Source organism: Oceanisphaera psychrotolerans, assembly GCF_001870485.1.
GTDB classification, from domain to species: Bacteria; Pseudomonadota; Gammaproteobacteria; order Enterobacterales; family Aeromonadaceae; genus Oceanimonas; species Oceanimonas psychrotolerans.
This window is the reverse complement of the sequence record NZ_MDKE01000011.1, coordinates 227,958-247,043: the sequence shown is the minus strand read 5'-3', so window position 1 is coordinate 247,043 and position 19,086 is coordinate 227,958. Positions and strand designations below refer to the sequence as shown.

General features: G+C 52.6%; 20 protein-coding genes and 2 pseudogenes. 11 read left to right on the top strand and 11 right to left on the bottom strand.

Translation table 11 applies throughout. From position 1 onward, the window contains the following. Positions 1-2: 2 nt before the first annotated feature. The 9 genes from urtE (at position 3) to BFR47_RS05295 (ending at position 6,460) form a co-directional block, all read left to right on the top strand. Positions 3-698, top strand: a complete 696-nt coding sequence (urtE, locus tag BFR47_RS05335) for an urea ABC transporter ATP-binding subunit UrtE (protein ID WP_071472099.1) — start codon at positions 3-5, stop codon at positions 696-698. Further along, positions 695-1,567, top strand: coding sequence for an urease accessory protein UreD (locus BFR47_RS05330; RefSeq protein WP_071472098.1), 873 nt, complete (start codon positions 695-697; stop codon positions 1,565-1,567). The genes urtE and BFR47_RS05330 overlap by 4 nt, the downstream gene beginning before the upstream one ends. 11 nt (positions 1,568-1,578) lie before the next feature. Next, a complete protein-coding gene (gene ureA / locus BFR47_RS05325) occupies positions 1,579-1,881 on the top strand; it encodes an urease subunit gamma (protein ID WP_071472097.1) in 303 nt (100 codons plus the stop codon). 67 nt (positions 1,882-1,948) lie between these two features. After that, positions 1,949-2,254, top strand: a complete 306-nt coding sequence (locus BFR47_RS05320; protein WP_071472096.1) for an urease subunit beta — start codon at positions 1,949-1,951, stop codon at positions 2,252-2,254. A 25-nt stretch (positions 2,255-2,279) separates the two neighbouring features. Continuing rightward, positions 2,280-3,986 carry an urease subunit alpha gene (ureC, locus tag BFR47_RS05315; protein ID WP_071472095.1) on the top strand — a complete coding sequence of 569 codons (1,707 nt, stop codon included), beginning with the start codon at positions 2,280-2,282 and terminating at the stop codon, positions 3,984-3,986. A 57-nt stretch (positions 3,987-4,043) separates the two neighbouring features. After that, on the top strand, positions 4,044-4,541 hold the full coding sequence (gene ureE / locus BFR47_RS05310) for an urease accessory protein UreE (protein ID WP_071472094.1): 498 nt from the start codon (positions 4,044-4,046) through the stop codon (positions 4,539-4,541). Further along, complete coding sequence (locus BFR47_RS05305; RefSeq protein WP_245748806.1) at positions 4,492-5,220, top strand: urease accessory protein UreF; 729 nt, start codon at positions 4,492-4,494, stop codon at positions 5,218-5,220. Before ureE ends, BFR47_RS05305 begins: the two co-directional genes overlap by 50 nt. Before the next feature lie 6 nt (positions 5,221-5,226). Next, on the top strand, positions 5,227-5,871 hold the full coding sequence (gene ureG / locus BFR47_RS05300) for an urease accessory protein UreG (protein WP_071472092.1): 645 nt from the start codon (positions 5,227-5,229) through the stop codon (positions 5,869-5,871). Positions 5,872-5,893: 22 nt separating this feature from the next. Next, positions 5,894-6,460, top strand: a complete 567-nt coding sequence (locus BFR47_RS05295; RefSeq protein WP_083399020.1) for a HupE/UreJ family protein — start codon at positions 5,894-5,896, stop codon at positions 6,458-6,460. A 106-nt stretch (positions 6,461-6,566) separates the two neighbouring features. On the opposite strand, the pseudogene BFR47_RS17425 reads toward BFR47_RS05295, so the two are convergent. Continuing rightward, positions 6,567-7,371 (bottom strand): annotated as a pseudogene (locus tag BFR47_RS17425) (IS5 family transposase). A 375-nt stretch (positions 7,372-7,746) separates the two neighbouring features. On the opposite strand from BFR47_RS17425, the gene BFR47_RS05290 reads away from it, so the two are divergent. Then, the gene (locus BFR47_RS05290) at positions 7,747-8,226 is read left to right on the top strand and encodes an Lrp/AsnC family transcriptional regulator (RefSeq protein ID WP_071472090.1); all 480 of its coding nucleotides are present in this window, start codon (positions 7,747-7,749) and stop codon (positions 8,224-8,226) included. 301 nt (positions 8,227-8,527) lie between these two features. Here BFR47_RS05290 and BFR47_RS19290 read toward each other — a convergent pair whose 3' ends face one another. The 7 genes from BFR47_RS19290 to BFR47_RS05265 all read right to left on the bottom strand — a co-directional run bounded on the left by BFR47_RS19290 (position 8,528) and on the right by BFR47_RS05265 (position 15,311). Continuing rightward, entirely contained in the window at positions 8,528-8,836 is a 309-nt protein-coding gene (locus BFR47_RS19290) for a M20/M25/M40 family metallo-hydrolase (protein WP_342713622.1), read from the bottom strand. After that, positions 8,784-9,683 (bottom strand): amidohydrolase, encoded by a 900-nt coding sequence (locus tag BFR47_RS05285; protein ID WP_217645454.1) that lies wholly within the window; start codon positions 9,681-9,683, stop codon positions 8,784-8,786. Before BFR47_RS05285 ends, BFR47_RS19290 begins: the two co-directional genes overlap by 53 nt. Before the next feature lie 163 nt (positions 9,684-9,846). Further along, the gene (locus BFR47_RS17420; RefSeq protein ID WP_083399019.1) at positions 9,847-10,620 is read right to left on the bottom strand and encodes a maleate cis-trans isomerase family protein; all 774 of its coding nucleotides are present in this window, start codon (positions 10,618-10,620) and stop codon (positions 9,847-9,849) included. 544 nt (positions 10,621-11,164) lie between these two features. Further along, positions 11,165-11,968, bottom strand: coding sequence for an APC family permease (locus BFR47_RS19060; protein ID WP_281245949.1), 804 nt, complete (start codon positions 11,966-11,968; stop codon positions 11,165-11,167). Between the two features lie 10 nt (positions 11,969-11,978). Further along, the gene (locus BFR47_RS19055) at positions 11,979-12,560 is read right to left on the bottom strand and encodes an amino acid permease (RefSeq protein WP_071472088.1); all 582 of its coding nucleotides are present in this window, start codon (positions 12,558-12,560) and stop codon (positions 11,979-11,981) included. A gap of 135 nt (positions 12,561-12,695) precedes the next feature. Further along, positions 12,696-13,859, bottom strand: coding sequence for a M24 family metallopeptidase (locus tag BFR47_RS05270; RefSeq protein WP_071472087.1), 1,164 nt, complete (start codon positions 13,857-13,859; stop codon positions 12,696-12,698). A 237-nt stretch (positions 13,860-14,096) separates the two neighbouring features. Next, entirely contained in the window at positions 14,097-15,311 is a 1,215-nt protein-coding gene (locus BFR47_RS05265; RefSeq protein ID WP_071472086.1) for a cystathionine beta-lyase, read from the bottom strand. A gap of 149 nt (positions 15,312-15,460) precedes the next feature. On the opposite strand from BFR47_RS05265, the pseudogene BFR47_RS18545 reads away from it, so the two are divergent. Beyond that, a pseudogene (locus BFR47_RS18545) lies at positions 15,461-15,851 on the top strand (transposase); the annotation flags it as partial. A gap of 133 nt (positions 15,852-15,984) precedes the next feature. Here BFR47_RS18545 and BFR47_RS05260 read toward each other — a convergent pair. The 3 genes from BFR47_RS05260 to BFR47_RS05250 form a co-directional block, all read right to left on the bottom strand. After that, positions 15,985-16,359, bottom strand: a complete 375-nt coding sequence (locus BFR47_RS05260; protein WP_071472085.1) for a RidA family protein — start codon at positions 16,357-16,359, stop codon at positions 15,985-15,987. A 92-nt stretch (positions 16,360-16,451) separates the two neighbouring features. Next, positions 16,452-18,014: a BCCT family transporter gene (locus BFR47_RS05255; RefSeq protein WP_071472084.1), complete on the bottom strand. Its 1,563-nt coding sequence runs from the start codon at positions 18,012-18,014 to the stop codon at positions 16,452-16,454. A 56-nt stretch (positions 18,015-18,070) separates the two neighbouring features. Then, positions 18,071-19,081, bottom strand: a complete 1,011-nt coding sequence (locus tag BFR47_RS05250; RefSeq protein ID WP_071472083.1) for a dipeptidase — start codon at positions 19,079-19,081, stop codon at positions 18,071-18,073. Positions 19,082-19,086 lie beyond the last annotated feature (5 nt).

Here is a 19,086-nt window from a genome sequence, read left to right as displayed (position 1 = left end):
CCGTGTTAGCCGTTGAACAACTGAATCAATTTTATGGCGAGAGCCACACCCTGTGGGATCTGGATCTGCAGGTGGAGGCGGGCAAGTGCACCTGTCTGATGGGGCGTAACGGGGTGGGCAAGACCACGCTGCTGCAGTGCATCATGGGGTTGCTGCCGGTGAAGTCTGGCCGGATCACCCTGGAGGGGGCCGAGCTGCTCGGGTATGCCGCCGAAAAACGGGCGCCGATGGGAATCGGTTATGTGCCCCAGGGGCGGCAGATCTTTCCGCTGCTGACGGTGGAGGAGAACCTGCGGATCGGCCTGCCGGCGCGCCACGATGGTCTCAAACAGGTGCCTGAGTATATTTTCGAGCTGTTTCCCGTGCTCAAACAGATGCTGCACCGCCGCGGCGGTGATCTGTCCGGTGGCCAGCAGCAGCAGTTGGCCATCGGCCGGGCGCTGGTGGTGGATCCCAAGCTGCTGATCCTGGACGAGCCTACCGAGGGGATCCAGCCCAATGTGGTGCAGGAGATTGGCGACATCATCATCAGGCTCAACCGGGAGACCGGGCTGACGGTGCTGCTGGTGGAGCAGAAGCTGCCGTTTGCCCGCAAGGTGGCCGATCGCTTCTGTATTCTGGATCGGGGCCGCAGCGTGGCCAACGGCGCCATCGGCGAGCTCGGTGATGAGCTGGTGAAGGAGTACCTGACTGTATGACCCAAGCGGCGCACACATCCTCCCCTGCGCCGGTGGCCGGCTACGGTCTGGAGCGGCGCTGGCTGGCGGAGCTGACCCTGGGGTTTGCTCCGTCCGGGCCGCGCACCGCCCTGGCCGAGATGCGCTTTCATGGCCCACTACGGGTACAGCGGCCCTTTTATCCCGAAGGGCCGGTATGCCATGTCTACCTGCTGCACCCGCCCGGCGGGCTGGTGTCAGGGGATCGGCTCGGCATCGATATTGCGTGTCGGCCCGGCAGTCATGCACTGGTGACTACCCCGTCGGCGGGCAAGATCTACCAGTCCGACAGCGATAACGGCGAGCAGCATCAGCAGATCCGGGTGCGGGTCGATGGCGGTGTGTGCGAGTGGCTGCCTCAGGAGACCATCGTTTTTAACGGTGCCAACGGCCGCCTCAGCACCCGTATCGATGTGGATGCCAACAGCCGCTTTATCGGCTGGGATTTGTTCTGCCTGGGGCGACCCGCCTGTGATGAGCGTTTCGAACGCGGCCAGTTGCAGCAGCAACTGCAGCTGTGGTGTGACGGCGAGCCGCTCTATCTGGAGCGGCAGCAGGTGGCCGGCGGCAGTGCACTGCTGGATCAACGCTACGGCTTTGGTGGCCAGGTGCTGGTCGGTACCCTGCTGGCTTGCGGTTTTGAGGCGGAACCCGAGGCACTGATCGCCGAGTTGCGGGCGCAACTGGATACGACCCGGCTGTCGGTCACCTACCGCAACCGGGTGCTGGTGATCCGTTATCTGGGGGATGACGGCGAGCATGCCCGCACCCAGTTTACTTTGGCCTGGCAGCTGATCCGTCCCGAGCTGCTGGGTCTTCCGGCCCGGATCCCGCGGATCTGGCTGACCTGATGAGGTAATTCATGGAACTGACACCAAGAGAAAAAGACAAGCTGTTGATTTTTACCGCCGGCCTGCTGGCCGAGCGACGCAAGGCCCGCGGCCTGAAACTGAACTACCCGGAGGCGGTGGCCCTGATCAGTGCCGCCATCATGGAGGGCGCACGCGATGGCACCAGCGTGGCCGAGCTGATGAGCACCGGTCGCACTCTGCTCAGCCGTGACGAGGTGATGGAGGGGGTGGCCGAGATGATCGACGAGGTGCAGGTGGAAGCGACCTTTCCCGACGGCACCAAGCTGGTGGCCGTGCATAACCCTATTGTTTGATGAACTCAAGCTGGAAGCCTGTCGCTGGTTTCTCGCTTCAGGCTGATTTTATTTCGAGGAGAGACGGATGATCCCAGGTGAATATCAGATCAAAGACGGTGATATCGAACTCAATGCCGGCCGTGCGACCGTGACGGTGGCGGTGGCCAACAGCGGCGACCGGCCGGTGCAGGTGGGATCCCATTACCATTTTTATGAGGTCAATCCGGCGTTGCACTTTGACCGGGACAAGGTCCGCGGTTATCGCCTCAATATTGCTGCCGGCACGGCGGTGCGATTTGAACCCGGCCAGACCCGCACCGTGGAGCTGGTGCCTTATGCCGGAAAGCGCGAAGTCTACGGCTTTCGCGCCGAAGTGATGGGCAAGCTGTGACCGGTCGTGCTCAAGGAGAATAACGATGGCAAAAATTTCACGAACGGCCTACGCCGAGATGTTCGGGCCGACCACCGGTGATCGGGTCCGTCTCGGTGACACCGAGTTATGGATTGAGGTGGAACAGGATCACACCGTCTACGGCGACGAGGTGAAGTTCGGCGGCGGCAAGGTGATCCGCGACGGCATGGGCCAGAGCCAACTGCTCGATGGGCAGGTGGTGGATCTGGTGATTACCAATGCCCTGATCCTGGATCACTGGGGCATCGTCAAGGCGGATGTGGGTATCAACGGCGGGCGCATCGTCGCCATCGGCAAGGCCGGCAACCCGGATACCCAGGAGGGGATCACCATCGCCATCGGCGCCGGCACCGAGGTGATCGCCGGCGAGGGACAGATCCTCACCGCCGGGGCCATCGATGCCCATATTCACTTCATTTGCCCGCAGCAGGTGGAAGAGGCGCTGATGTCCGGTACCACCACCATGCTCGGCGGTGGCACCGGCCCGGCCACCGGCACCAATGCCACCACCTGCACCCCCGGCAGCTGGCATGTGGCCAGGATGCTGCAGGCCACCGACAACCTGCCGATGAACTTCGGCTTTCTGGGCAAGGGCAACGCCAGTGTGCCCGAGGCGCTGGAAGAGCAACTCAAGGCGGGCTGTTTCGGCCTCAAGCTGCACGAGGACTGGGGCACCACGCCGGCGTCGATCGACTGCTGTTTGAGTGTGGCCGACAAATACGATGTGCAGGTGGCGATTCATACCGACACCCTCAACGAGTCGGGATTTGTGGAAGATACCCTGGCGGCGTTCAAGGGCCGTTCGATCCACACCTATCATACCGAGGGGGCTGGTGGCGGCCATGCGCCGGATATCATCAAGGCCTGCGGCGAGGCCAATGTGTTGCCATCGTCCACCAACCCGACCCGGCCCTACACGATCAACACGGTGGATGAGCACCTGGACATGCTGATGGTGTGTCACCACCTGGATGCCAATATTCCTGAAGATGTGGCCTTTGCCGACTCGCGGATCCGCAAGGAAACCATCGCCGCCGAGGATATCCTGCATGATCTGGGGGTGCTGTCGATGATCGCCTCCGACAGCCAGGCGATGGGCCGGGTGGGGGAGGTGATCTGCCGCACCTGGCAGACCGCCCACAAGATGAAGACCCAGCGTGGCCTGCTGCCAGAGGATCAGGCGCTGGGGTGCGATAACTTCCGCGCCAAGCGCTATATCGCCAAATACACCATCAACCCGGCTATCACCCATGGGATCAGCCATGAGGTGGGCTCGGTCGAGGTGGGCAAGCTGGCCGATCTGGTGTTGTGGAAACCGGCCTTCTTCGGGGTCAAGCCGGCGATGATCATCAAGGGCGGCTTTATCGCCGCCGCGCCCATGGGCGATCCGAATGCCTCCATCCCGACGCCGCAGCCGGTGCATTATCGTTATATGTTCGGCGGTTATGGCAGTGCGCCGGCGCGCACCAGTCTGACCTTTGTGTCCCAGGCGGCACTGGCGGCCGACTTGCGCGGGCAGCTGGGGCTGCAGCGGGAGCTGGCGGCGTGCAGGAACGTGCGCAACATCGGCAAGGCGCAGATGATCCATAACGATCTGACGCCCACCATCGAGGTGGATCCCCAGACCTACGAGGTGCGCTGTGATGGCCAGTTGCTGACCTGTGAGCCCGCCACAGAGTTGCCGCTGGCACAACGCTATTTTCTTTTTTAATCGGACCTGGTGTTTACACCAGAGGGTTTCGGATAAACGACGCTGCAGGGAGAGAAGATGTTAGAGATCAAGACCAACCTGGGTCTGAGCAAGCAGCAGGCCGACGATGTGCTGACCCTGCCCTATGAGCTGCGCCAGCGTGGGCGCCTGAAAGCCACCACCGACCAGGGGGTGGAGGTGGGGCTGTTTCTGGAGCGCGGCAAGGTGCTCAGTGATGGCATGCTGCTGAAAAGCGAATGCGGCCGGCTGATCCGGGTGCGAGCCCAGGAGGAGACGGTGATCACCGCTTCCTGTGACGACTGGCTCGCCTTTGCCCGGGCCTGCTATCACCTGGGCAATCGTCATGTGCCGCTGCAGGTGGGCGAGCGCTGGGTGCGTTTTCAGCCGGATCATGTGCTGCAGGAGATGGTGCTGCTGTTCGGGCTGACGGCGGAGCAGGAGCAGGCCCCGTTCGATCCGGAAAATGGCGCCTATAGCGGCGGCCATCATCATGGGCATCACCATCATGAAGACGAACCGGAGCATGACCATGGGCATCATGGCCACCACCACTGAGGAGGCATTGCCGCCGCTGGCGCCCCAGCAGTTGCTGTCGCTGCTCTATCTGGCCAGCCCCAGCCTGCCGATCGGCGCCTTTGCCTATTCCGGCGGGCTGGAGTCGGCCATCGAGCTGGGCTGGGTCAATGATGAGGCCTGCCTGATTGACTGGTGCCAGGGGGTGATGGGCGAGGCGCTCGGTCAGCTGGATGTACCAGTGCTGCTGCGCCTGCACCGGGCCTGGCAGGACGGGGATCAGTCCGCGATCAGCCACTGGAACGCCTTTGTGCGGGCCAACCGGGAAACCCGTGAGTTGCTGTTCGAGGATGAACAGCTGGGCAGTGCCATGTGCCGTCTGCTCAAGGGACTGGAGCGGCTGCCGGAGTGGCTGCCGGAGCGGCCCGGCTTTTTGACCCTGTATGCGGCCACCTGCGTGAACTTCGGCATCGATGCCCGCCAGGCGGCGCTCACCTGGCTGTGGAGCTATCTGGAAAATCAGGTGGCGGTGGCCTGTAAAACCATTCCGCTGGGCCAGAGCAAGGCCCAGCAGGTGCTGATGGCCCTGATGCCGCACCTGGAACAGGTGCTGGCGCGGGCCGAACGGCTCGGCGATGACGAGCTGGGCGCCACCCTGCCGGGGCTGGCCCAGGCCAGCGCCTGGCATGAAACCCAATATTCAAGACTATTTCGGAGTTAAGCTGTTATGACAACACAATGTTTGCGCGTGGGTGTGGGCGGTCCGGTGGGATCCGGCAAAACGGCGTTGCTGCGCATGCTCTGCCTGGCGCTGCGGGAGCACTACAACCTGGCCGTGGTCACCAATGATATCTACACCAAGGAAGATGCGGAGTTTCTGCTGCGCCACGAGGCGCTGCCGGCCGACCGGATTATGGGGGTGGAGACCGGTGGCTGCCCACATACCGCCATTCGCGAGGATGCCTCCATGAACCTGGCCGCCATCGACGAGCTGAGCGCTCGCCATCCGGGGCTGGAGCTGGTGCTGGTGGAAAGTGGTGGCGATAACCTGTCCGCCACCTTCAGCCCCGAGCTGTCGGATCTGACCCTGTATGTGATTGATGTGTGTGCCGGTGACAAGATCCCGCGCAAGGGCGGGCCGGGGATCACCAAGTCCGATCTGCTGATCATCAACAAGACCGATCTGGCGCCCATGGTCAACGCCTCGCTGGAGGTGATGGATCGCGACTCGAAAAAGATGCGCGGTGAGCGCCCCTTCGTGTTTACCAACCTGATCAAGGGCGACGGCCTGGCCGAGATCATCGACTTTATTATCGACCGGGGCATGTTGCCCAGGCGCCTGCCGACTCAGACCACAACCGAATCAGCCTGAATAGATAGCCAAGGAGATAACCATGAAAATCAAACAACAGGGATGGATGGCGCTGGCGATGAGCGCCGTGGCGATGCCGGCATCGGCTCACTCGGGCGCGGCGAGCGCCGGGATGCTGAGCGGCCTGACGCACCCGCTGGCGGGCTGGGATCATCTGCTGGCAATGGTGGCGGTGGGGCTGTGGGGCGCCCGTCAGCAGGGCGCCGCCCGTTGGGCGCTGCCGCTGACCTTTGTCGGCGTGATGCTGCTCGGCGCCGTGCTGGGGCTGGGCCGGCTGGCGCTGCCCGGCGTGGAAACCGGTATCGCGGTATCGGTGGCGGTGCTGGGGATGGTGCTGCTGGCGGGCCGCCAGTTCAAGTTGCCGGCGGCCGTGGCACTGACCGCCCTGTTTGCGGTGTTTCATGGCCATGCCCATGGCGCCGAGTTGCCGGCGGCTGTCGGGATCGGCGGTTATCTGGCCGGCATGGCGCTGACCACAGCCGGGCTGCACCTGGCCGGCATCGTCGCCGGTGAGCGCTTGCGCGATGGACTGGCGCTGCGGTTGTTCGGCTCCGCCCTGACCGTCACCGGCCTGGCGATGGCGCTATAACGGCCGGGTTCATTGCTGGAAAAGGCGGCTTTCGAGCCGCCTTTTTGCTATTTACACGTCAGGTTCAGGGCGGGAGCATATCTTGTTAGGATGTGTTCTTGAAGTGCTAGCTTTCTGTACATGCACGGACACGGAGTAGCTCTCGAAGATAACAAAGGCAGAAAGTGAGCTTACATAAAGGTTGAAACATCAATACTAGTTTTCATAGTACATTGATATTATTATAAATTTAATCAGCCAACTCAGGCTGCGTTCCACGCCATTTCGGCGACGATAACGAGCCGAACCCAGTATCAGCGGGCGGCAATGATGTCGTTGTCGTTGGTCCGAGCGTTGAGGAATGACCGGTTTGATACCTCTGCGTTTCAATTCCGTACTTAATCCTTTACGACTGTAATCTCCGGCAAGGCACGCTGGTCGAGGGCGAACAGGCCCCGCCGAAGCCGGAATGGACACTATGAATAAGGCGATGGTCACATACTTAATCTCTGCTGATAGACCAAAATATAAGCAAAAGCCCAGAGATAGCCCGTTACCGTCACTCACTAAATGAATTTTACTGCCAAATCCACTACGTGAGCGCCCGAGTGCCTGATGAAAAGAACTTATGTCCTTTTTTTGGATGCACCCGCTGCGTCTGTTGAGGCTCGAAAGTTGGAACCATGGAGACTCCAAAGATCGAAATCAATATGACCTTCTTCGTTTAGCTGGAACTGAAGTCGTTGCAGAATCGCGTTTAATTGCCCGCGTCGAAAAGTGTTGTAGACGGTGTGCCAAGATCCAAAGCGTTCTGGCAGGTCCCGCTAGGGAGCTCCGGAATGCAGGGCCCAAAGCATGGCATCCAGCATCATACGATGCTCCCAAACAGGTCGTCCCATCCCGATTTTACCGGGAAAGAGAAGCGCAATCAGCGCCCATTAAGCATCGACGAGATATGGAAGGCAGGGCGGGAGCATACTTTAAAGTTGGCTATTTTATAGTCAAAGTTTGGGCGTCTACGTGAAACTCTCACCGTTTTTCTCTGGAAAACACTCGAGAATTTACGTACGAACACCAGAAGGACAAATTTTAAACAAAGTATACTCTCACCCTGATATGGAAGGTGTGCGTTTATGGCTGAAAGTAAAAAACATTATATCTAAATCACTTTAGGAACATACCGTAGTCTACTATTCCAGTGTATATGACTTTACAAGTCGAGAGTAGGTTGAATATGCTACGATATTATTTTGTTTAGAGTGAGAGTTGTGCTCTAATTAAAGCATGTTTTTGATAAAATTTTTCACATGACCTCAAAAGTTGACAATTTCGATCGTGCCATCTTAAGTATCTTACAAAAAGACAATACTACGCCTTTACGTCTTGTCGCAGAACAAGTTCACCTTTCTACGGCTTCGGTCCAAAGGCGTATTAAGCGCATGGAAGAAAGTGGGGTGATCAAAAAGAACTCTGCCATCGTTTCCCCGGAAAAAGTGGGAAACATCATCACAATTATTGTGGAGGTTCACGTAGTACATGCACACGCTTCTTACATGAAAGACATGAAGAAAATCTTCTCAGGGCCTGAAATTCAGCAGTGTTATTATGTAACGGGTGAAGCGGATTTTATGTTGATATTGACTGTTTCAGACATGGCGGAATATGAAGCGATCAGTAGTCGTCTATTCTATAACAATGAAAACGTAAAGTGGTTTAGAACCATCGTTGTGATCGATCGGGTGAAAGCGACGATGGATACACCTCTGCCAACATTATCTCCATCATAGTCAAAATTGCTATGATTATAATGGGTCGATACTGATATTCTTATAGTGCCATATCTCACCTCTACCACGAGAAATAACTTTACTTAATTCGGATTTTTTCACTTTTTCACTTTTTCACTTTTTCACCATAATGGTTTCGTATTACTGACTACATTCTCAAGACTCTAATGCACCTGTTAGGTTTAATTTAATTATTATAGGATTATGAACGATCGCTTATTAATGTATAGTAATTATGTCAGTAGCTAAAAATAGCCAAAATGTTGACTGCATATCGCAGCCAACATTCTTTCATATTACGTTACTTCGCGAGTTGATCGTGTACGAGGTCAACCCAGAATTTAGTGCCAACCGGCAATAAATCATCGTTAAAATCATAATGGGGTAGATGCAATGCCACACCGCCTTTTTCTCCGCTTAAACCATTACCGACTAAAATGTAACAGCTCGGTACTTCACGTTGCATAAATGCGAAATCCTCAGAGATACAGTAAGGCTTGCATTTGTCATCAACCTTATTTTCACCGACAATATTTTTCGCTACTCGCACCGCGATTTCAGACGTTTTTGGCGTCGTTAATAGTCGACAATACACAGTTGGAAAACTCATAATTATAATCAAGCCCTGCTGCAGATGTGATACCTGAAACAACACGTTCTATCGCACCTTTAATGTATTCTTGTGTTTCATCAGAGAAACAACGAGTGTCACCTGTTAGCGTGACAATGGTAGGAATCACATTAGCGCCACCATTGGTTTTTATGTCTGTCACTGACAAAACTGCAGGCTCGTGAATCGCATCTAGATTACGAGTAATAATGGTTTGTAACGCAGGCACAATATTGCACGCGGCAATCACAGGATCACTGCCTAAATGAGGCATCGCAGCATGACCACCATCGGCAAGTACTTCAATTTTAAAATGATTTTCACTTGCCATTACCGAGCTTGGGCTTATCAAGAAACTACCGACGTCCTCGCCAGGTAGGTTGTGCATCGCATAAATAGCATCCATCTTCCAACGAGTGAATAATCCATCTTCAATCATGGCTTTTGCGCCAGTACCCTGCTCTTCCGCAGGCTGGAAAACAAAGTAAACAGTACCATCAAAGTCATCTTGTTGTGACAATTGATATGCCGCACCAAGTAACATAGAAGCATGACCATCATGTCCACAACCATGCATCATGCCGCTATTTTTTGAAGCGTAGCAAAAATCATTTTTTTCTTCTATAGGTAGAGCATCAAAATCAGCACGTAATGCAATAGATTTCGTTGATGTACCACGCTTTAGAATACCCACCATCCCCGTTTTGCCAATGCCCCGGACAACTTCAATGCCAAACTCTTCGAGTTTTTGTGCAATAAAGTCCGACGTTGCTTCCTCTTCAAAACCGATTTCAGGAATGGCGTGTAGGTGATGTCGCCACTCGACTATTTTATTTGATAATATCATGTCATTACTCTTAGTGAAATGATAGAGGCTACAATATAATTCAGCCACCCCAATATTGTGGAATCCATAACTTCCATAGGTACCGTACTTGCTACCTATTGCGTCCTCATAAAACGGTAAATATCGCAGGTTTATGCTTCTATTCGACAATTTTATTTCTTATCTAAATGTCACCGGAAAGCAGTTTTCCATAGCCAGGGCATACCGATTTCTTGCCGCACAAATGCATTGAATGCCAAAATAAAGCTGAATTACTAGTCACAATTGGAACGCCATACTTACTTTCTAAGTATTGTATTTTTTCTACAGCGCGAAGGCTAGTGCATGACATGAAAATAACATCGACATTACCGTCTTTAATTAGGATTTCGATGCCTTCTTCAAAAGTACCATGTGGAACTTTATGAAGCATGTTATCGTCCATAATCCCTAAAGCCGTCAAACCCACAACGTTAAAATCTGCGTCTATTAATTGCTTACAAAGAGGAAAGTTAACATTCGTTGGATAAGGTGAGAATACTGCTACGTTTTTAGCGCCTAAATGCTTGAATGCAGCTTGAGCGGCAGCCCATGGATTGGTTGTCGGGATAGCATTGCGGCCCTTAGTTAATAATTCAGATACTTTCTCTTCACCAATAACAACCGAAGCAGACGTACATGCGAACGCCATGACATCCATTGACAACCCATCACCCACCAATACCGCACCATCGCTAATATTTGCCGCTAGAGCATCTAATGCTTCTGGCGTCATACCATTTTTCTTAAAGATTCGAGTGCTAAAAAGCGCAGCTTGTTCACGTAGTAAGTGAGACCAATCTGTTTCTAAAGTATGATCATTGGCTAACTGAACAAGACCAATGTGAACTCGTTCAGGACGAGGGGCAGGTTCAAACGTGAGTTTAACTTCAAATTCATTAAATTTCTCTAAATTCATATTAGCATCCCTTCTTATTACTTTAATTAATATAAGTTTTACTTCATCAATTGGTGAAATTAATCGATGGCGATAAGTTCTGGATCTACTCGTTCAGATAATCAGTAATAATTACTTTTTCTTATGTCCATATTAAATTTTTGTATATTTTAATATCAATTACATTCACCCTTCAACTTTCAGAGTAAGGTTAAAGCTAACTTGGGTAATGAAAAATCTTCGCGTATTTCCGTTGCTTTATTGATCGATTATATTTGAGAGATTCGTGCACCATCAATAAATTATTTACTCACTATAAGTGGATGACTTGATTCATTGTTTGCTGGCACATAATGATAAGTGTCGATCCCTAGCATGGCGCCAACGCTGTCATGACAGTTTGGAGATGACAAACAGGGCAATACTATCATCTTCAGGCCGAGGGCTAGCCTGGTAATAATAGTATCGACCCATGCTTTCAATATTACATGCACTCCAACTTCAGGAGTGAATCCAGCTTACCTCAACTAAAACAGAAAGCCAGAGTACATCGTTCTGTGAAGAACTACCTCAGGTTATCTGCTAGAGAATCGGAAGTTGTTTCAAGACCAGGTTCGAGATACTGTTCACCATTTGAACTTTCTAGGTTTACTTCCTTATCTTTTTTAATTGCATAGATGATTCCGATAGTAAACGCTACTGCAGTTACAACCACAATGTACAACTTGATAGAGGTTACAGAGTTGTATATAAGTATGCCTTGAACGACACCGGCGAGACCTACGAACGTATAAAATACCCACAAAGGGACACTCTGACCAAACTCTCTTGTTGCCCAAGCATCTGGAAACTTCTTAGGTAGCATTGCTATTGCCACCATCATGAAGATACCAATACAAATGTCAGTAAGAATATAAGTGTTTGCAATGGTGCTTATGTCCCAACCAAGAAGGATCGGTAACATGGAAGCAAGCCAGCAAAGCGTTAAAATTTTCCAAGGGCTACCTCTTTTGTTTGTAACAGCGAAGCTTTTTGGGAACCATCCATCATGTGTAGCAGCCTGGATAGGTTGTACATAAGATGCGTAAACACTATTAATTGTCGTTGTCAGTGCCATAAATGGCCCACAAACCATAAAGAACACGAAGATTGGAGCTGAAAGAATTTCACGAGCAACAAGTGTTAGAGGTTGATTAGCTACTTGATCAATTGGAAGAATGCCAGAAGCTACGACCGAAACCCCAAGGTAAATAAAGATAATTGCAATTGTTGTGCCTATCATTCCAAATGGGATATCTTTTTTGGGGCGTGCGGCGTATTTGCTAAAATACATCAAATAGTATTGACAGTACGTAGCAAAGGAGAGCAAGCAGGCCGCTTTAAAAAATTCCCATATTACCTTGCGATGCAAAGTCTGGGTTAGCTTCTGGGGAAAGAAGAGCAAAATCCACTTGCCCAAAACCAATTAAAATAAATGTTGCGATACCAACCATAAGCAAGGTCGTCATCATGTTCTGGAATCTAGATAGAGTATCTAGGCCAAACAAGTTCACGATGTAGAAGACCGTTAAACCTGCGATGGCTCCCGCTGATGGAGTGACAGTAGGAAGCAAAGAGTTTATGTAAAACCCTAGTGCCAGAGCATAAATAGCAACAGTAGGAAAGTATAGGAAAAAACTTACAACATACATACCTGCATATTTTTTTCCGAGTATTCTACTGATAAGGGCATAAGGCCCGCCATCCAAAATAAGCGCACCACTCGCAAATAACATAGGGATGTTATAGAAGATGCCGAACACAATGGCGATGCCAAAAGCTAGCCACAAAGCATGTCCAGTTAAACCAATGCCCGCACCGATAAGTGAAAACAGTCCGGCACCGACAGTAATGCCGATCCCCATGGCCAAAAGAGTCCATTTTCCAAGAACAGTGTGATTTTTATTTTTTGAATCTGACATTTTACTTTCCTCCCTTAGGAAGGATTAGTGGGTATAGTTCTTCCCATACAACTTTATAATATCGATCGAAGTTCATATTAGCATCCTTTCTTGTTTTTTCTGTTTAGATAAAATCCAGTTCATCATTCAGTGCGATTAGTCTATGATGATAAGTTCTGGCTCCGCACGTTCAGACAGCCATTCAGCCCCCTCTTCTGTGATCACAATGTTCTCTTCGTGCAACATTGTTTTTCCCTTTGCATAGACCATCCCCGGCTCTAGTGTCATCACCATACCCGGTTTCAGTACTGTATTGTCTGTCGATGTATTAGATGGACGCTCAGTTAGCTCCATACCCAGGCCATGACCAACTCGACCGATGTCATTACCCAGTGCACCGTTGGCTTCTAGAACTTTCCACATTGCGTTATAGATGTCAGTAGTAGTTGCACCAGGCCGGGCAGCTTCAAAGCCTTTCGTGGTAGCTTCATAAGTCGCACGATAAGCTGCTTTCGTTTGCTCACTGGCCTTGCCAAATGCCCAATTACGATCGAAATCAGAGAAGTAACCATCCCATACCGCGCCTGTATCAATTAGTAATACATCGCCTTGTTCAATGATACGGTCTGTTGGTCCCATTAAAATATCGTCGTACGCGTCAGGACCCGAGCCCGCAATAATAAATGGACACGCATCAGCTCCCTCTTGCAGCATATCTATACCGAACTGTTTACAGATTTGACGTTCAGTCATGCCCACGCGGGCATACTCTGGAATACGCTTGAAGCCAACGTTGGTGATGCGGCAAGCTTCACGAGTTTTCGCTATTTCAGCAGCCGACTTTATTTGTCGAAGTTCATGTATCGCCAACGCAATATCAACAAACACCTTGTTCACCATTGTGGTCAATTTTAAATAGTTATTAACTGGCATACGAAGATGAGATTCGATCCCTAGAGTGGCTCCAACCCTGCCATGACGGTTTGGCAATGTATTCAAGGTGTTGGCAACAAGGCTAATGCCATCATCTTCAGGACGTGGGGCAGGCCAGGTAATAACGGTATCGATCCATGTTTGCGACATTCCCTTCGCTCCAATCTCAGGAATAATCGCTATCGGTTTTCCTTCAGCTGGAACAACAACAAACCAAGGGCGTGTTGGGCTCTGCCAAAATTGCGAATGGAAACCGGTGAAGTAGCGAACGTTTGGTTCAGTTGTGAAGATCATTGCATCGAGCTTCATGTCGTGCATCACTTTTTGAGCCCGAATGGTGCGCTGCTCAAACTCTTGTTGGTTAAAACCACGACTAGGAATTGTCATTATGTCTACCTTCCATTTTCAATTGTTGAATGTTGTTTCTATTATTTTATTTTCCTGACGAAATTGGGTTTAGCCCAATTTCGTCTTAGCTATTTATTATTATTGAGAGTTCTGGGCCGAAGCATGTTCGTTTTATGAATAGTTAGGGCTTGTTTTTAGCCTCTTGTCGCTCATTAATTCATCAGGGTCAAATAGAATCGATCAAACTGTACAGCCTCAAATAGATCACGTAATTATTTATTCCAATGCCACTCTATCGAGTGGTACGTTTTTAGATCTCTGATGCGTCACCCCTGATTGAGAGATAGCTTGAATCGCGCGTTCAAGATCTTTAATCAGCTCTGCTGGGTGTTCTAAGCCGATATTGAGGCGCACTAGTCGACCCGCGTAGTCTTTACCTGGACGATCGATGTTTGGATAAACCAACGCCAAACTAGTTACACCCCCCCAACTCATCCCAATTTTGAAAAGTTCTAACGTATCGATGAATTGTTCAACTTGCTGCGCCGTGAATTCTTCCGTAAATAGGAAAGAAAAAACGCTACTAGAGCCTATGAAATCACGCTTCCATAAGTCATGACCTGGGCATGATGGGAAGGCGGGATGAAGTACCTGAGCAATCTCTTTTTGCTTGGTTAACCATTCAGCGACTTCAAGGGTTGATGCTTCCAGATGCGTCAGACGAATACCAAGGGTTTGTAGACCTCTTAGAGCAAGGCTACAATCATCAGGAGAAACGGCTAAACCAAGTTGCTTGTATGTAATACCCACTTTCGCTTTTAGAGACTCATTGTTTACCGATACCGTTCCAAGCAAAAGGTCGCTGTGACCGCCAACGTATTTTGTTAACGCCTGCATGCTGATATCAACCCCATGACCGAAGGCATCAAACAACACACCCGCAGCGTAGGTATTATCCAAAGCAACCATAATGTCTCTTTCATGAGCCGCTTTACAAATAGCAGGAATATCTTGGATTTCCATCGTTACGGAGCCTGGGCTCTCTACCCAGATTAGGGTGGTGTTTTCACGAATAAGATCCGAAATACCTGCGCCAATAAGAGGATCATATGGCTCAACGTCGACACCCAAATTTTTGAGTAACCCTTGGGCCATTTCTTTATTTGGACCATAAGCGTTATAAGGAACCAAGGCGTGACTACCCGCTTTACACATAGCAAAATACACGAGGGCGATAGCGGCTTGCCCGCCTGGCACGACAAAACTGTGTAACGCACCTTCTAACTGCGCAATACGTCCCGATAATTCCAGAGCCGTTGGTGTACCATACAGACCGTAGCTATAACCATTTTCAGCCTGTTTCCAATCATCTACCACATCCGCTTGTCTTTTGAATACTACGGTTGAACCGCGGTAAGTTGGTGTGGCTAAAGATTCAAACCCTGGCGCTGCCAAAGTTTGTGGTTGAACGAGTCTACTATGCCAGTGCATATAAATCTCCAAATCGAGAGTGGATTGAATATGCTTCGATATTATTTCTTTTAGGCTGATAATAGTGCTCTAATTAAACCATTTTTTTGAGAAAATTTTTCACATAACCTCAATGGTTGACAATTTCGAACGCACTCAGAAGCAGGGGGATGGGCAAGGCACGGCCCAACATCAGTAACTGGTGGCTGTACAACCGGGCTTTGGTAAATCGTGGCTCACTGACTTTCTGAATTGATGAGTAAGCCATCCAGCAATGATGTTGCGATCAGCATCATTGCGGCCGTGGCTACGGCTTTCACTACAGCGCCAACGAAATCGCATTAATGCTCAAAGCCTAACTTTGGTCTGCCACTGCGGGCGCTGGAGGGCTTCATCAACTCTATTTTCCAGCTGATGGATGTGCCGCTGATCTCGCCCGGTTACAGTAGTATCAGCAAGTGGGTCAAGACCGTGGACATCAAGTATCGGTTACCCAGCCGAGGAGCCGTGACGCACCTAGTTATCGATGCCACCGGCCAGAAGGTCTTCTGTGAAGATGAGTGAAAGCAGTGCAAGCAAGGTAAATATTACATGCCCTTAGCGTAGCGCTTAAGGTCCTGACTATGAGCCTGGCTAACGCCAGGCTACAGCTATGATGGCAGGGAGAATTACGCAGATAATTTCATCATAGAACTTAGGGCTGGGCGGCGTAGGCCACGATTTCGCAGAGCATTTCTTCCCGGGCCAGGCCGGCGACAATCATCGCCGCGCGGTTGGGGTAGGGGGCCTCGAAGTAGTCGGCATAGACCTTGTTGAACACCGGCAACTGGTCGCGGGCGGTGACGTAGATCAGCACCTGGGTCACGTCCGCCATGGTCAGGCCGGCCGCTTCTACCGTGTGCTTGAAGTTGTCCATTGTCTGGCGGGCCTGGGCTTCGATGCCGCCATCGACTACCTTGCCTTCGGCATCGATGGGGATCTGGGCGGTATAGAACTGGCCGTTGGCCATGACGGCCCATTCCAGCGGTGCCTTGGAGGCGAAGAGTTCGGTTTTGACGGCTGTTTTCATCGAGGGTTCCTCTGCTTGATACGGTGAAAAAAAGAGCGGCGACTGCCGCTCAAAAGAAATTGCACCGGGCAATGCCCGGTGCCGGCGGCGGCTTACAACCCCTGTTCCACTGCCATTTTTTTGATGATTTGCGGCGCCGTCCACAGGGTGGGCAGCAGCACCAGTGACACCGGTACCGCCGTGACCACGATGAAGGACTGCAGGGCGGTGATACCGCCGGAGCCGATGGAAATCAGGATGGCGGCCACCACCCCCATCATGACGCCCCAGAACACCCGCACACCGGCGTGGGGATGGTCGGTGCCGGTCATGACCATGGACACCGCATAGGTCATGGAGTCACCGGTGGTGGCGACGAAGATGGTGGTCAGTACCAGGAACAGCACCGAGATGATAAAGCCCAGCGGCAGTTGCTCGGTGATCGCCAGCAGGGCGGCGGGCAGGTTGAAACCGGTGAAGGGACCGGAGACGCTGCCGGGATTGGCCAGCTCGAAAGCCAGGCCGCTGCCCCCCATGATGGTGAACCAGAAGCAGGTGATCATGGGCGCTATGATGGAAATCAGCAGTATCACCTGGCGCACGGTGCGGCCGCGGGAAATACGTGCCACAAACATCGCCATCAGTGGACCATAGCCCAGGAACCAGCCCCAGAAGAACACGGTCCACCAGTCCAGCCAGGCCGGGTCGGCGCGGAAGGTCGCCATCGGAATGAAGTTGTTCAGGTAGAGACCAAAGGCATGCAGGTAGGTATTGACGATAAAGGCGGTCGGTCCGAACAGAAAAATAAACAGCATCAAAAAGGCGGCCAGCACCACATTGATGTTGCTCAGTATCTGAATGCCGCGGGTCACGCCGCTCACCGCCGAAATGGTGTAGATGCAGATCAGGCCTACCAGTATGGCGACCTGGGTGCTGTAGACATCGGGAATGCCGAACAGTTTTTCCAGGCCGAAGCTGACCTGTAACCCCAGAAAGCCGATGGGCCCCACGGTACCGGCAACCACCGCCAGTACGCAACAGGCATCGACCAGGGAGCCGAGCCAGCCTTTCATCACCCTGTCGCCAAACACCGGATACAACAGGGTACGCGGCTTGAGCGGCAGTCCCTTGTCGTAGTGCAGGTGCATGAACACCACCCCGGTCAGGCTGCCGAGAATGGCCCAGGCCAGAAAGCCCCAGTGCATGAAGCTCTGGGCCATGGCATTGATGGCCATGTTCATCTTGTCGGTCTCGCCGGCATACATGGGCGGTGGCGACATGAAGTGCGCCATGGGCTCGGCGGCGGCCCAGAACACGCCCCCTCCGGCCAGCAGGGTACACATGATGATCGACATCCACTGGAAGGTGGACATCTCGGGCTTGCTCAGGTTGCCCAGGCGCACGTTGCCGCCAGGACCGATGGCCATGGCCAGACCGATCAGGAAGGTCAGCAGCAGTAACACCTGCCAGTAGGCACCAAACAACTTGGTGGACACCGCAAAGGCACTGTTGACCCAGGCGGAAACCAGCTCGATATCGTACATCGCCGCGATAACGAACAGCAGCAGGGCACCGCCACTGATCAGGAATACCGGCACATCGAGACTGCTGAAGAAGGTGGGCTTGGCGTTGATATCCTTATTCATGGCCAGGGTAGCCTCTGTTTTGTTGCTCATGTTCGCCTCCATAGTGGAACATCATGCAAAGGGGGACGAGGGTCCCCCTGTTATCCTTAACGATTGGCGGATTGCGGCTGCAGGGCCTCATCCAGAAAGTTGAGCCAGTTCAGGCCCATGATCTTGGCCACCTCTTCCTGGCTGAAGCCCCGGGCCAGCAGACCCCGGGTCAGGTTGGGGAAGTCGCGGCTGTCACGGAACCAGGACAGCGGACGGGGCCAGTCGGCATTGGACTTGGAACCTTCGCCGTAATCCATGGACTTGGACCAGCGACCGTTACGCATCCACTCCAGTACCGACAGCGGCTGGTTCTGGCACAGATCGGTGCCGATGCCCAGTCGGTCGACGCCCATCAGGTCTGCGGTGTTGGCAATCATGTCGCAGTATTCTTCCAGGGTGCAGTCGGGGCCATTTTTGAGATGGAAGGGATAGGCGCTGAAGCCCAGCAGGCCACCGGATTCGGCCAGCGCCTTCAGCACGGTGTCCGACTTGTTGCGCTTGGCATCGTGGAAGCTCAGCGGGTTGGCGTGCGAGATCACGATGGGGCGTTCGGAAATCTCAATTGCCTCCAGGGTGCTGCGCTCGGCGCTGTGGCTCATGTCCACCACCATGCCGACCCGGTTCATTTCCTTGATCACCTGGCGGCCGAAGCGGGTCACACCGCTGTCGACGGCCTCGTAGCAACCGCAGGCCAGCAGGCTCTGGTTGTTGTAGGTCAGCTGCATGATCATCAGGTTCAGATCACGCATCACCTCCACCATGCCGATATCATCTTCGATGGGAGAGCAGTTCTGCGCCCCGAACATGACGCCGACCTTGCCTTCGGCCTTGGCGCGGCGAATATCGGCGGCGCTGCGTATCGGCATGATGAGATCGCCGTGCAGCTCGAACTGGCGGTTCCACTCGGCAACGCGCATCAGGGTTTCACGGATCTGTTCGTGATAGACGATGGTAGCGTGCACCATGGTGACCCCGCCCTCGCGCAGCTGTTCGAAGATCTCCCGGCTCCAGTTGGAATACTGGAGACCGTCGATCACTATCATGTCGTTATGCAATTCTCTGCTCATGGCCC